Genomic DNA, 13619 nt, shown 5'->3' on the forward strand with positions numbered 1-13619 from the left:
TGACGGACGCCACAAGGCCTCGCCGAGCAGCGTCTCGGCGTCCGTGTACCGCTTGGGGTCGACCTGCGCGATGCCGGTGGCGCGCACCATGCCGACGATCCATTCGCCCGGTCGCTTCAGCTTGGTGGCTGGCGCGGACCAGGAATCCGGAGACGACAGCATCGCCTTGCAGACCTCCTTGAGGTCGCCGCCGGTTTCGATGAACACCTTTGTCATCGTCTCGACCAGCGCCGGCGGCGGCGTGTCGGCTATGAAATGGCGCGCGAGTTTTGTGGCGACATGGGCTGCGGTCGCGGGATGCACGGCAAGGTCGCGCAGCACGGCGCGGCCTTGGTCGATCCCCTCATCCTCATAGACCTTGCCCAACACGGTCTTCGCGCCGGGCTCGTGCAGCCGCGGATTGAAGGCGAATTCGCCGCCATGCTCCGGATCATCAGCTGGCGGCAGCCAGGTCCATCCGGTCATCACTTTGGCGAAGCTGATGACGTCGTCCTGGGTGTAGCCGCTCTGGACGCCGAGCGTATGCAGCTCCAGGGTCTCGCGCGCGAAGTTCTCGTTGAGGCCGCGGTTGCGAATCATGCCGGTGGTCGAATTCGTGCCCATCGAGACCAGGTTGTCGAGGTAGACCAGCATGGCTGGATGGCCCTCGACCGCCAGCAGCAGGTCGGTGAAGCGGCCGAGCACGTGCGGACGGATCGCCTCGCGCTCATAGGCGCCGACCATGCTGCGGATGCTGTCGGCCGAGATGCAGAAATGGTTGGACCAGAACCACACCAGCCGTTCGCTCAATCCGATGTCGGCGTTGAGCGCCGCTTCGGTGCGGATCTTCGCCTCCGCGAGGTAGATCGGCTGCCTTGGATTTTCGGCCTCGCTCTTCGCCGCCATCTCCTTGTCGGCTTTTGCGTCCTTATCGGCTGTCGCGGCTGTTTCCATCATGGCCGGCGCCGCCATTGCGGACGCCTCTGCCATGTGTCGCTGTTTCGCGTCCTTTTCCCTTTTGGCAACGGCCGCGCGAGCCAGCTGCCTGGCGTTGAAATCGGCAACCGTGCGCAGCGCCTGCGCGCTCGAGGGCAGCGCGGAGGCGGCAGCGAGGCTTGTCATCGGCCGGTCGAGTTCGGCGAGCAGAGCGCCGCGCGGGTCGCTCTCGATGGCCGCGATCGATCCCGGGCGCGGCCCCATGCCGAACCGGTTGAGCGCCAGCATTGCGTCGGCTTTTGCGGAATTGCTCATGGCCATGCCTCGAAAGACTTCGAGCCGCGGCGCGCCGAATGATTGGTCGCGTCCGGTTCTTAAAAGAGCTGCATCTCGTAACGCTACAGAACGTAGCATTCGCGCGCGGTGGATGCAACTCCAATATGCGATAGCTGACTCTTTCGCGCCCGCGATCGCAGTCAGCCGGGTGCTCAGGCAGTCCCCACACGCCGTCATTGCGAGCGCAAGCGAAGCAATCCATCGTGCCGCAAAGCAAGTGCGGATCGGGCTCTACGATTGCGGGCCGAGCGCGATATGTCCGATCGTGCCGTCCTTGGCGAGGCCGATCCGCCACTCGGCGGTACCGTTGGCAAAATGTGCGACGTAGATATCGCTGCCGAGCTGGGTCACGCCGCGAAACGAGATGGCTCGCAGCGCACCAAGCCTGCTGATGATCGCGTGGTCCAAAGGCAGCTGTGCCCGCGTCTGCACCGCGACCTCAGGGGTCATGCGGTCGTAGTCCGGTGCGCCGCGGCCGAGCGCTTCGATATAACGCCGTAGCATGTCTTCGCTGCCGGCGAGCGGGGCATTGCGCCGCACCGGCGGTTCGCTGACAAAAGAGGCTTCGACCGTATGATAGCGGGTGTACTGTCCCGGCAGCACGATCTCACGACATTGTCCCGAAGCATCGGCGACGACCCACGGATTGTCGACGGAGGTCAGAATTCCGGACAGCATCGTGCTGCCGATCGTGCCCTGGCCGGTACGATGCCCCTCGGTATCTAGCCTGTAGATTCGGATGTCTCTGCCGGTAGCGTTATAGAGCAGCATCTTGATCGGCGCCGTGCCGTCGTGAGATCGCAAACTCTTCTCGTTGGAACAGGGGACGATCGCACCGGCGGTATCATCGCCGTCCGGCCGAAACAGGACATCGTCGACCTTTCCGTCCTGCGCCAGCAGAATCCGAAACTCCGCGGAGCCATTGGCGAATTTCACGCCATAGATGTCATAACCTCCGGGACCGACGCCGCGAAAGAAGATCGATTCGACCGTGCCGAGGGTTTTCAGCATCGCCTGCAACTGTGGCGCCTGGTGATGCACCTTGGCCGCGAACGCCGCGCTCATCGCCTCGTAGTTCGGCGCGCCGCCTTGCAGTTGCGCGATCCCCCGCAGGATCGCATCCTTGGTGCCCGGCGCCGGGATCTGATCGCGAAATCGGTCCGGCACTTCCGCCATCAGCCGCGCAAATTCGTCCTCGATCGTTCTTGCCGCGGCGACCGCGATCCGCGGTGCCAGATGCGCACCGGACCGCGATTCCTGAAACAGCACCCGGGTCACCTTTGCCTGCTCATCGCGCAGGAAGATCACGACATCGTCGTGATTGCCGGCAAAGGCATCTCCGTCATGGGCCACCACCTCGAATTTCCCTCGGCCGGTCTCCTGCACGAACAGCCGGTCGCCGTCGCGCGTGACGGTCAGCACGCGGCCCGGAGACAACTCGTACCAGCCGACATAGGAATCGAGCAGGCTTGCATCGACAGTGATTCCCGGTCCGGAGATCTCTGCGATCCGCGCCACGCGCATGTCGCGACCGTTCTCGTGCAGCGAGAGCTCCGCCGGGCGATCGTCGCCAGCGGAAAACGTGATCTGGCCGGCGGCGGCCGGGTAGGAATAGGTGCCGTCCGGCTCCGCGGACAGCCGCAGCTTGCCTTGCCAGCTCAGTTGCCCAAACCGATCTTCGCCGTCGCGAAACACGGCGAAGATCGAGGTCGGGCCGAACGCGTAGAAGTCGACTTGCCGCGGCTTGCGCGCCTCGGCCGTCGCATCCGCAGAGCCTGCGGCAACGAGGGTCGATGCCGGCAGGGTGCCGGAGGCAATGCTGCCGGCCGAGACGATGACGACGGGTACGATGATGGCCGCGGTCTGCAGCTTTTTTCGCCATCCGAGCTTCGCGGGGGGCATGGTCGCGCCGAGAATGCGCTCGACCCGGGCATAGACCGTGCAGGCCCGCGCCATATCGAGGCTCACCGGCACCTGCCGGCGATGCTGCATCAGATCGAGCAGAATTTCGGCATAGGACAGCCGGTCTTCCAGCGCCTCGATCGCCTTGGCGTCACTGATGATCTCGGCCAGCTCGGCGAGCCGGACCAGGTGCCACCAGGCAAACGGGCTGAACCAGAATACCGCGCGATTGAGCGAGGCCAGCAGCAGCAGGTAGAAATCGCCGTGGGCGACATGGGCTCCCTCATGGGCGAGCACGGCCTGGCGCTTCGCGGCGTCCCAATCGGTCCATTGCGGCGGAACGAGAATGGTCGAGCCGAAGGTGACGGGCCCGTCAATGGCATCGCTGACGCGCAGATCGGCGCCGCCAGCTCGGCAGTCCCTGATCGGCGTGGCGGCACGGACCATGCGCCAGGTCAGGGAGAGGCCGACCGCCAAGCGAAGCACCAGCAGTCCCGCAATCAAGGCGTAAATGACCGTCGCGACGGCCCACCAATTGATGGCCTGGGCATGCTGGTCGCGAGCCTCGGCGGCGACGCCGAATTCGGGCGGAACCGGCGAGGGCAGCGCCGCCGGCGACGGACTCGCACCGGGCCAGAGGCTCTCGGCAGGCCACAGGCCATTGGCGGACCAGACCTGTTCCGGCGCTGCGACCGGCGCCGGGTCAAAGGCGGGAGGCGACCAGGTGATTGTCACCGTGGTCCAATGCATCAACAGCGGCATCGACAGCGACGCCGCCAGCACCATCACCCAGGACGTCATCTGCAGGTGCGGATTGCGGACATCCAGCAGCCGCAAGCCGATCCACACGGCGGCGCCAAGCAGCAGTGAGCGCAGCGCCGACTCCGCCAGAACCGCCAGTATCACTTCTTCCCTCCCTTCGCTTTCGCCTTGGCAACCTTGTCGGCCAGCATGCGCAACTGCCGCTGGTCGAGCATCGCATTATCCACCATGCCCACCATGACCTCTTCGACCGAACCGTTGCAGAACCAGTCGACGATCCGTTGCACGGCGCGTGCCGCGACCTGTCCGCGCGGCTCGGCCGCCTGGTAGACATAGGTCCGCCCATCGACCGTGTGTGTCGTGTAGCCCTTGTCTTCCAGCCTTCGCAGCACGGTCCGCACCGTCGATTCCTTGAGAGGGCGGGACAGCCGCTCGCGAACCGCCTCGGCCGTGATCGGACCATGGGCCCAGACGAGTTGCATGACCTCGCGTTCGAGGTCGCCGAGGTCGGGCAGGCTGTCATTCATCTCGATTGTATCTCCGTGCGTGTTTTGGCGTTCTTGTAACGCTACCAAACGTCGCACAGGGAGCGGGATTCCGCAACAGCGATCCCCGGCTTTTTCGCGCGGTGGTTGCAAAGGCTGCTGGTCGCCGCGCGGAGACCCTCATATCGCTTGACGCGCGGCGCACCCTGCGCATATGCTACGAATGGTAGCATTACAGAGGGGCGCGTAGCCTTGAGCCGATCAATCCGCGAAGCCGAACGAACCATCACCCACACCGTCGACGGCCGGACCTGCGTTTTCAGGGCGGCCGCGCCCCGGTCGCGGGGTGTGGCGCGCGCCATGCGGGCGATTATCGGCTGGCTCCGCAACGGGGCGGTCGCGGTTGAGCAGATCGGTACGGTCGATCGGTGCGACTTCGACCGAGGGACGCAGCAATATCGTGCGGAGCGCATCGAGCAAGCCAAGCACGAAAATTGAAAGCAAGGAGTTCAATCGTGGCGAAAATGACTGTTGTCCTGGCGCTCGCACTGTCCGGCATCGTGCTTGCGTCGGATTTTGTGGCCGTGTCAGCCACCAAGATGAATGGCAAATGTTGCCAGTGGTCTGATGGAGGCCGCTCTCGTCGCTACCAGGTGGCGGTGATGAGGGCCGCGGCGCCCCGCACATGTAGCGCATACGCTGACTTGTGTGTTCGCCTGTCCAGCAGGCGGGAGGACAGGGTCCCGACGTGCCACGCTGCGAAACTGCTGTGCATCGGAACCGGCACTTTCGTGGGCCCGTACAGCGGCAGGCAGTTCGCAGACATGACGAGGCAATAGCGATCGTGGATGTCGGCTCTTCCATGGCTCCTGAGGCGATCATCGTCGATCGCCTTGTCCCATAGTGGTCTCGGATGGTGGGGCGGGCTGCGCCCGGCATTGCGTCGAGGTGCTGGCGCAGACGGGAGCCGGTCACATCGGGTACGGCGATTCGCTTTGAATGCTCAAGTTGTGGTGCTATAAATTGCTCTCGCCCTGCGGCGATACCGTCGGGGTTCCCGGTGTAAGGCGATGGCAAATTCTGACCGCCCAACCATCATCGAGAAATATGCGAACCGGCGCCTCTATCATACCGGCACATTCAGCTTTGTGACGCTCGATGAGCTCGCGGCCATGGTGAAGCGACGCAGGAATTTTCTCGTCTACGACGCCAAGACCGGTGCCGACATCACTCAATCGGTGCTGGCGCAGATCGCCTTCCAGCAGGAAAACTCCCGCAGGGTGAGGTAGCCACAGCGGTCGATCCTGATTGCCGCCACGTTGCGACGTTTCCGACACGCGGACCTGCCGATCCATTCTCAGGAGGACAACAAGGGGGCGGCGCGATGTCATCGCTCCGCCTGCAGCCATTCCGCCGCACTGCGCCACAGCGTGTCGCGATGCTCGGCGCGAAAGAAGCCGAAATGGCCGATCTTCGCAGCCCCGATGTCGGCGGGCGCAATCGTCACGATCTCAGGCCGCGCCGCGCCAAAACCCGCGCACAGCAGTTCCACCGCGGGCCGCGTCGCCCAGGGGTCATCGGACAGGCAGATCGCGCTCAGCGCGCCCCGGTATTTGGCGAAATTCGGCAGGCCGCCGAGTGTCGTGTCATCGAACAGATAATGCGGGCTCATCACCCATCTGACCCACTGCAGAAACGCGTCCTTCGGCAGGTCTTCGCCGATGCCCATCCGGCCCGGCGCATAGCCCAGCGCCCTGGTGACGGGGACGCCCACGAACCTGAGCAGGGCGTAGACGCGATAGCGTTCCGGCGTGGTCATCAGCTTCCAGTAGCCGGCCTGCGCCGCGATCAACAATGCGCGCGAGACGTCGGCATTGTTGGCAAGCAGTCCGAGCACCTGGCCGCCAAAGGAATGGCCGACATAGCCGAGCGGCAGATCGTGATAGCGCTGGCGCATCCAGGCCACCGCCGCGGTGGCATCGAGCGCGGCCCAGTCCGCCATCGAGGCCTTGAAGCCTTGCAGCGATTTCGGCTGGTTGTAGCCTTCGAGCGCCCGCTTCCGGCTGCCGCCGATGCCGCGGTAGTCATAGGTCAGCACGGCGCAGCCCCGCTGCGCCAGATAGCCGGCGAAACCGCGGTAGATTTTCCGCGGCGTGGCGGTTGCCGAATTGATCAGCACGGCGTGGCGCTTGGCGCCGCGCGGCAGGAACAGGGTTGCCGCCAGCAGGTAGCCGTCGGTCGCTGGCAGTGCGATGTCATCGGAAAAAACGTCATCGAGCATGGCCTTGGTCACGGCGATTTTTCCGGCATTTTCGCCTGCGGCTCGCTTTTGTTCGAGCATGATCTCTGCCCAGATGCGTTTCGCGATTGTCGCGCGGGAAAACCGCTAACCACTTTTCCGGATCAAGCTCAAGAAAATGCGAATTCGGCCGCTGCTGCAAGGGTTTGCGTTGTAGGCTTGGCGGTGACCGAAATCCAAGTGGCGGCAGTCTTCGTGCCTGTGTATAAGGCAGCGCCTCAAGGCCCCCGACACCAAGACCCCGATAAGTCGTGGTTTTTGCTCAGGAGTTGACTTCATGTCCGAGCGGTGGACACCCGACAGCTGGCGCACCAGGCCGGTGTTGCAAGTGCCCGACTATCCCGACGCCAAGGCGCTCGCCGACGTCGAGGCGCAGCTTGCGACGTTTCCTCCGCTGGTTTTCGCAGGCGAGGCACGCAATCTGAAGAAGGCGCTGGCGCGGGTGGCCGCGGGCGAGGCCTTCCTGCTGCAGGGCGGCGATTGCGCCGAGAGCTTTGCCGAGCATGGCGCCAACAATATTCGCGATTTCTTCCGCGTGCTGCTGCAGATGGCGGTGGTCCTGACCTATGCCGGCGCGCTGCCGGTGGTGAAGGTCGGCCGCATTGCCGGACAATTCGCCAAGCCCCGCTCGCAGCCGACCGAGACCATCGGCGGCGTCACGCTGCCAATCTATCGCGGCGACATCGTCAACGACATCGCGTTCACCGCGGCCGCGCGCATCCCCGATCCGCAGCGCCAGCTGATGGCCTATCGGCAGTCGGCCGCGACGCTCAACCTGCTGCGCGCATTCGCCACCGGCGGCTTTGCCAATCTCGGCAGCGTACATCAGTGGATGCTTGGCTTCCTGAAGGATTCGCCGCAGTCGCGCCGCTACAAGGAATTGGCCGACCGCATCTCGGACGCACTGAACTTCATGCGCGCCTGCGGGCTCAATCTGGAAAGCCATCCCGAACTCCGCGCAACCGATTTCTACACCAGCCATGAGGCGCTGCTGCTCGGCTACGAGCAGGCCTTCACCCGGGTCGATTCCACCACCGGCGACTGGTACGCGACCTCGGGCCATCTGATCTGGATCGGCGACCGCACCCGCCAGCTCGATCACGGCCATGTCGAGTATTTCCGCGGCATCAGGAACCCGATCGGCCTGAAATGCGGCCCGTCGCTGCAGCCGGATGAACTGCTCAAGCTGATCGACGTGCTCAACCCGGACAACGAGCCGGGGCGGCTGACCCTGATCAACCGGTTCGGCGCCGACAGGATCGCCGACCATCTCCCCGGCCTGATCCGCGCCGTGCAGCGCGAGGGGCGGGTGGTGGTGTGGTCGTGCGATCCGATGCACGGCAACACCGTGACCTCGAATTCGGGCTACAAGACACGTCCGTTCGACCGCATCCTGTCGGAAGTGAAGAGCTTCTTCCTGATCCATGCGGCGGAAGGCACCCACCCCGGCGGCGTCCACCTGGAGATGACCGGGCAGGACGTCACCGAATGTATTGGCGGCGCGCGCGCCATCACGGACGAGGATCTCAATAACCGTTACCATACGGTCTGCGATCCCCGGCTCAATGCCGAACAGTCGATCGACATGGCTTTCCTGATCGCGGAGTTGCTCAAGCATGAGCGAGGTGGCAAGGTCCGGCCGGTCTCGGCCGCGGCGGGATTCTAAATTGCTGCGGCTCTGGCGGGCCACCATCAATTCGCGCAATGGCCTGGCGTTCGCGATCCGCTCGGAGCAGGCGATTCGCGAGGAGGTCGGCGCGCTCATACTGGCGCTGCCGCTGGCCTGGGTGGTCGGCGCCACCTTGATGCGCTCGGTCGAGCTGGTCGCGGTCGTCGTGATGGTGCTGGTGGTCGAACTGCTCAACACCGCGATCGAGAAGCTGTCCGACCGCCTGACCACCGAACACGATCTGCAGATCGGCCGGGTCAAGGATCTCGGATCGGCGGCGGTCGGCGTCGCGCTGATCATGGCCGCTTTGTTCTGGCTGTTTGCCATCGCCGAGCGCATGGGCGCGATCTGAAGCAGCCGATTGCAGTCGAGCGTTCTCCGGTGCACCATCAAGCCATGACCGACCGCGCCGCAGAGTTCTTGATCACGCTGGCCCAGCTCAACCCGACGGTGGGGGATGTCGAGGGCAACGCCGCCAAGGCGCGCGCCGCGCGCGTCCGCGCGCGGGACGACGGCGCCGACCTCGTGGTGCTGCCGGAATTGTTCATTTGCGGCTACCCGCCGGAAGACCTGGTGCTGAAGCCGGCGTTTCAGGCGGCCTGCCGCGCCGCGATCGAGACCCTGGCGCGCGAAACCGCCGATGGCGGCCCGGCCATGCTGATCGGCAGTCCCTGGGTCGAGGAGGGCAAGCTCTACAACGCCTGTGCGCTGTTGGATGGCGGCCGCGTGGCCGCGATCCGCTACAAGGCCAATCTGCCGAATTACGGCGTGTTCGACGAAAAGCGGCTGTTTGCGCGCGGGCCGGCCGCCGGGCCCGTCATCATCCGCGGCATCCGGGTCGGCGTTCCCATCTGCGAGGACATCTGGCTGGAAGAATCCGAGGACTACGAGAACGTCGTCGAATGCCTGGCGGAGACCGGCGCGGAAATCCTGGTGGTGCCGAACGGCTCGCCCTATGCGCGTGACAAGACCGACGTGCGGCTGTCGATCGCGGTGGCCCGGGTCACCGAAAGCGGCTTGCCGCTGGTCTACCTCAATCAGGTCTGCGGCCAGGACGAACTGGTGTTCGACGGCGCCTCCTTTGCGCTGAACGCCGATCTGTCAGTGGCGGCGCAACTGCCGGACTTCGTCGAGACCGTCACCACGCTGCGCTGGCACAGGGGTCATGATGGATGGCGCTGCAACGGCCCGGTGGCGCCGCTGCTCGAGGGCGACAAGGCCGATTATGCCGCCTGCGTGCTGGGGTTGCGCGACTATGTGGGCAAGAACGGGTTTCCCGGCGTGCTGCTCGGCATTTCCGGCGGCATCGATTCAGCGCTCTGCGCCGCGATGGCGGTCGACGCGCTCGGCGCCGAGCGGGTGCGCGGTGTCATGCTGCCATACCGTTTCACCGCGCAGGAATCGCTCGATGACGCAGGCTCGCTCGCGACCTGCCTCGGCATCCGCTACGAGGTACTGCCGATCGCCAAGGCCGTGCAGGGCTTTGAGGCGATCCTGTCCGACACCTTCGCCGGCCTGCCGCGCGACATCACGGAAGAGAATCTGCAGGCGCGCGCCCGCGGCACGCTGTTGATGGCGATCTCCAACAAGACCGGCGCGATGGTGGTCACCACCGGCAACAAGTCGGAAATGTCCGTCGGCTATGCCACGCTCTATGGCGACATGAATGGCGGCTTCAATCCGATCAAGGACATCTACAAGACCGAGGTGTTCCGGCTCTCGGCCCTGCGCAATTCCTGGAAACCTGAAGGCGCGCTCGGACCGTCCGGCGAGGTGATCCCGGCCAACATCATTACCCGGCCGCCAACCGCCGAACTGCGCGAGAACCAGACCGACCAGGATTCGCTGCCGCCCTACGACATGCTGGACGGCATCCTGGAGCGGCTGGTGGAGCGGGAAGAACCGCTAGCGGCCATCGTGGACGCCGGCTTCGATCGGGCAGTGGTGGCGCGGATCGATCGCCTGCTCAACATCGCCGAATACAAGCGCCGCCAGGCCGCGCCTGGCGTCAAGGTGACCCGGCGGAATTTCGGCCGCGACCGCCGTTATCCCATCACCAACCGGTTCCGCGATGCCGGCGAGCCGCTCCCCGAACCGGACCATACCCTGATCTCGCGCTCCGCCCGGGCGTCGACCGATGTGCTCGAGGGCTAATTCTTTCAGCGCGCCGGGATGAAGGTCGGCCCGACCGTGCGAATCTGCTTGTTGTCGGACGCAGTACCGGAGGTGCCGGCGGGATCGGCGGCTGCCGGCGCGGTATCGGCCGCATCGGCATTGGCCGGGAGGCCCTTCCTGGCAGACGCGGGCCTCACCGGCAGCCGAGGCTGCTGCATCTTCTTCGCGCTTTCCTCGGTGACGATGATGTCGCCCTGCTGCTCGGCGGCGGCCTTGTCGTCGACCGATTTGAGGGCTTCCGCCCAGGTTTGCCCGGGCGCCTTGCATGAGCAGGACGGATTGAACTCGGTGCGGTAGCGGAACGCGTTCGGCAGCGAGGTGTAGGGCTGGCCGTTGGTCGAGACCGCCTGGTTGATGTCCTCGCCGGGATTGCGGTAGGCGTACAACGAGGCTTCGGTCGCCGGACACAGCGCCTTGCAGGTCCTCTCGTCGTCGGCGAATCGCCCGGGCACCGTCGCAAACGAAATCGGGAAATAGCCGCCATCGCAACTGCGGACACAGACGGTGCGATAAGTCCCGGATGGCGCGCTCAGGTCGGCACTGGGAGGCGGCAGACTGGGATTGTTGTTGTTGCCGCCGCCGAACAGATTGTTCAGGAAACCGCCGGAACCTTGCACCATCGCCGCATATTGCGGCCCGCAGTTGTTCTGCGCGAGCGCAAGCAGGACCGAGTGGCGCTGATTGTCGCGGTCGGCGCCGCCGAAACCGCCGCCGCGCAACTGCTCGAGGTTGCCGGTGATCTGATCGAGATTGGCGCGCATCTGCTGGATCTGGTTGTTGATCGGACCGCATTCGGCCGACCGGCCGCTGAACAGCGAAAAGAAGCCCGAATTGTCGCAACCCATGCGTTTGGCCTGCGACCTGACGCGATCAAGCTCGCCCTGCTGCTTGGTGGCGGCGTCCTGATAGCGCCGGATCTGCTCGTCCTTGGCGGGATCGCTGCTGCCGCCGCGGTCGATGGTCGCCAATTGCGTTTCCAGCCGTGGGCAGATCGGATTGACCGGCGCGCCTTGCGGGGGCTGCGCGGCGGGCTGATCGGGATTCATCTGCGCCGACGCGGGCAGAGTCAGCGCCAGGCTGCCCGACAAAGCGGCCAAGAGTGCCGCGCAGGTCAGAATCGGTCTGGACAAGGGTCGGGTCAATATTTCAAGCATATCCGGCTACTCGGAGGATTTCCGCGAGCCGAAGCGCCGCGGCCGCTCCACATAAACGCTTCCGGCGGCAGCGTCACGTCGTTTCCGGGGCGCTGATGTGGCGGGAACCGCCCGTCAACGCTGGCAGGTGATGGCGACATGGTCGCCACAGCCGCCGCGTCCGCAGCTTGCGCCGTCTTTCGGCACCGACCCGGTAATCTCGTCGGGATCGACGCGACGGTAGGAGGAGGCCTGTGCAAAATCACGTGATTGGCAATAGGCCAGCGCGGCATGGGCACCGCATCTGTCGCCCTTGGCCAGGCACTGGTCGACGCCATAGCCGTCGGACTCGTTTTCGATGATGAATACGCGGGTTTCGGCCGATGCCGCGACCGTTGCGGCGAGGAGGAGCACGCTCACCAGGAGCGCCGGAGGGAACTGCATGATGCACCGCTGAAGTGAGGGGGACGTCCCTCATTCGATAGACCCAATTGATTAATAATGATTAACCATGCGGACGGGGCGGCAGCCTCTGGGCGCCGAAAGCGGCTTTTTCGCGGCCCTTGACGCAGAGGCCTCGATTGGCCCATAGGTTTCTGCCATGAACGGTTTCCTCGCCATTGGCTGCATTTGCCGCGAGATTACGAGCTAGCGATTCGCTGGCTGAGGCCGTCTTTTCTCAACCGAGATCATTGGACGCCCGGCCGGCAGGGACGGGTGATTCATGGAATTGCGTCTGTACGACACCTTGACGCGGGACAAGCGCACTTTCGTGCCGCTCGATCCCGATCATGTCCGCATGTATGTGTGCGGGCCGACGGTCTATGACTTTGCCCATATCGGCAATGCGCGGCCGGCCATCGTGTTCGACGTGCTGTTTCGGCTGTTGCGTCACGTCTATGGCGCCGATCACGTCACCTACGTCCGCAACATCACCGATGTCGACGACAAGATCAACGAGCGCGCCGCGCGTGATTTTCCCGCGCTGCCGCTGAACGAGGCGATCCGCAAGGTCACCGAGGGGACCGAAAGGCAGTTTCACGACGACGTCGATGCGCTGGGTTGCCTTCGACCGACGGTCGAGCCGCGCGCCACCGATCATATTGCCGAGATGCGCGCCATCATCGAGAAACTGGTTGCGGGCGGCTTCGCCTATGTCGCCGAGGACCACGTGCTGTTCTCGCCGCAGGCGATGAACGCGGCCAATTCGGTGCTGCCGCGCTATGGCGCGCTCGCCAATCGTTCGCTCGACGAGATGATCGCGGGCGCGCGCGTCGATGTCGCGCCCTACAAGCGCGATGCCACCGATTTTGTGCTCTGGAAACCGTCGAAACCGGGCGAGCCGTCCTGGCCGTCGCCCGCGGGTATCAAGGCGGAGGGTCGCCCGGGCTGGCACATCGAGTGCTCGGCGATGGCCTGGAAGCATCTCGGCCAACAGTTCGACATCCATGGCGGCGGCATCGATCTGGTGTTTCCGCACCATGAGAACGAACTGGCGCAAAGCTGCTGCGCCTTCCATGAAAACCGCATGGCGAACATCTGGATGCACAACGGCTTTCTGCAGGTCGAAGGCGAGAAGATGTCGAAGTCGCTTGGCAATTTTGTCACCATCAGAGAACTGCTGGCTGATTGGCCAGGTGAGGTGCTGCGCCTCAACATGCTGAAGACGCATTATCGCTCGCCGATCGACTGGACTTTGGCAGGTTTGCACGCGTCAGCGCTGGAACTGGATGGTTGGAGAACTTTCACACGGTACAGCGACGCATCAAAAGGCGAGGTGTCGGGCGCAGTGCTCGCGGCCCTTACCGATGATCTCAATACATCATTGGCACTGACTGAAATTCGGAAATTGGTTGAAGCTTGCCGGACAAGCGCTGATCCCTGGTCCAAGCCTAGCTGCGATTTGTTGGCCACAAGCCTTTTTCTCGGTATCGATCCAGGGA

Annotated in this window: 11 protein-coding genes and 1 pseudogene; 6 read left to right on the plus strand and 6 right to left on the minus strand. The window is 64.4% G+C overall.

What is annotated here, in order from left to right:
* The 3 genes from WCB02_RS25465 to WCB02_RS25475 all read right to left on the minus strand — a co-directional run.
* A partial coding sequence (locus WCB02_RS25465) for a DUF1800 domain-containing protein (protein WP_423962527.1) occupies nt 1-1230 on the minus strand: 1230 nt, incomplete at its 3' end.
* Between the two features lie 252 nt (nt 1231-1482).
* Nucleotides 1483-4059 carry a M56 family metallopeptidase gene (locus tag WCB02_RS25470; protein WP_423962528.1) on the minus strand — a complete coding sequence of 859 codons (2577 nt, stop codon included), beginning with the start codon at nt 4057-4059 and terminating at the stop codon, nt 1483-1485.
* Entirely contained in the window at nt 4056-4442 is a 387-nt protein-coding gene (locus WCB02_RS25475) for a BlaI/MecI/CopY family transcriptional regulator (protein ID WP_423962529.1), read from the minus strand. Before WCB02_RS25475 ends, WCB02_RS25470 begins: the two co-directional genes overlap by 4 nt.
* A 210-nt stretch (nt 4443-4652) precedes the next feature.
* On the opposite strand from WCB02_RS25475, the gene WCB02_RS25480 reads away from it, so the two are divergent.
* Both WCB02_RS25480 and WCB02_RS25485 read left to right on the plus strand, forming a co-directional pair.
* A complete protein-coding gene (locus WCB02_RS25480) occupies nt 4653-4898 on the plus strand; it encodes a hypothetical protein (protein ID WP_423962530.1) in 246 nt (81 codons plus the stop codon).
* Between the two features lie 572 nt (nt 4899-5470).
* Nucleotides 5471-5671: pseudogene (locus tag WCB02_RS25485) on the plus strand (polyhydroxyalkanoate synthesis regulator DNA-binding domain-containing protein); the annotation flags it as partial.
* Between the two features lie 116 nt (nt 5672-5787).
* On the opposite strand, the gene WCB02_RS25490 reads toward WCB02_RS25485, so the two are convergent.
* Nucleotides 5788-6681, minus strand: coding sequence for an alpha/beta fold hydrolase (locus WCB02_RS25490; protein ID WP_423962536.1), 894 nt, complete (start codon nt 6679-6681; stop codon nt 5788-5790).
* A 295-nt stretch (nt 6682-6976) separates the two neighbouring features.
* On the opposite strand from WCB02_RS25490, the gene WCB02_RS25495 reads away from it, so the two are divergent.
* Genes WCB02_RS25495 through WCB02_RS25505 form a run of 3 tightly spaced genes read left to right on the plus strand, consistent with a single transcriptional unit; the run spans nt 6977 to nt 10522 of the window.
* Nucleotides 6977-8365 (plus strand): class II 3-deoxy-7-phosphoheptulonate synthase, encoded by a 1389-nt coding sequence (locus tag WCB02_RS25495; RefSeq protein WP_423962531.1) that lies wholly within the window; start codon nt 6977-6979, stop codon nt 8363-8365.
* 1 nt (nt 8366) lies between these two features.
* On the plus strand, nt 8367-8720 hold the full coding sequence (locus tag WCB02_RS25500) for a diacylglycerol kinase (protein WP_423962532.1): 354 nt from the start codon (nt 8367-8369) through the stop codon (nt 8718-8720).
* A 44-nt stretch (nt 8721-8764) separates the two neighbouring features.
* Entirely contained in the window at nt 8765-10522 is a 1758-nt protein-coding gene (locus tag WCB02_RS25505; protein WP_423962533.1) for an NAD+ synthase, read from the plus strand.
* Nucleotides 10523-10527: 5 nt separating this feature from the next.
* Here the strand turns inward: WCB02_RS25505 and WCB02_RS25510 are convergent, their stop codons facing one another.
* Both WCB02_RS25510 and WCB02_RS25515 read right to left on the minus strand, forming a co-directional pair.
* Nucleotides 10528-11685 carry a DUF2865 domain-containing protein gene (locus WCB02_RS25510; protein WP_423962537.1) on the minus strand — a complete coding sequence of 386 codons (1158 nt, stop codon included), beginning with the start codon at nt 11683-11685 and terminating at the stop codon, nt 10528-10530.
* Between the two features lie 126 nt (nt 11686-11811).
* A complete protein-coding gene (locus WCB02_RS25515; RefSeq protein ID WP_423962534.1) occupies nt 11812-12120 on the minus strand; it encodes a hypothetical protein in 309 nt (102 codons plus the stop codon).
* A gap of 280 nt (nt 12121-12400) precedes the next feature.
* Here WCB02_RS25515 and cysS point away from each other — a divergent pair.
* Nucleotides 12401-13619, plus strand: a 1219-nt coding sequence (cysS, locus tag WCB02_RS25520) for a cysteine--tRNA ligase (protein ID WP_423962535.1), incomplete at its 3' end; no start/stop codon positions are given.

It is taken from the genome of Bradyrhizobium sp. (assembly GCF_049581145.1).
Taxonomy (GTDB): domain Bacteria; phylum Pseudomonadota; class Alphaproteobacteria; order Rhizobiales; family Xanthobacteraceae; genus Bradyrhizobium.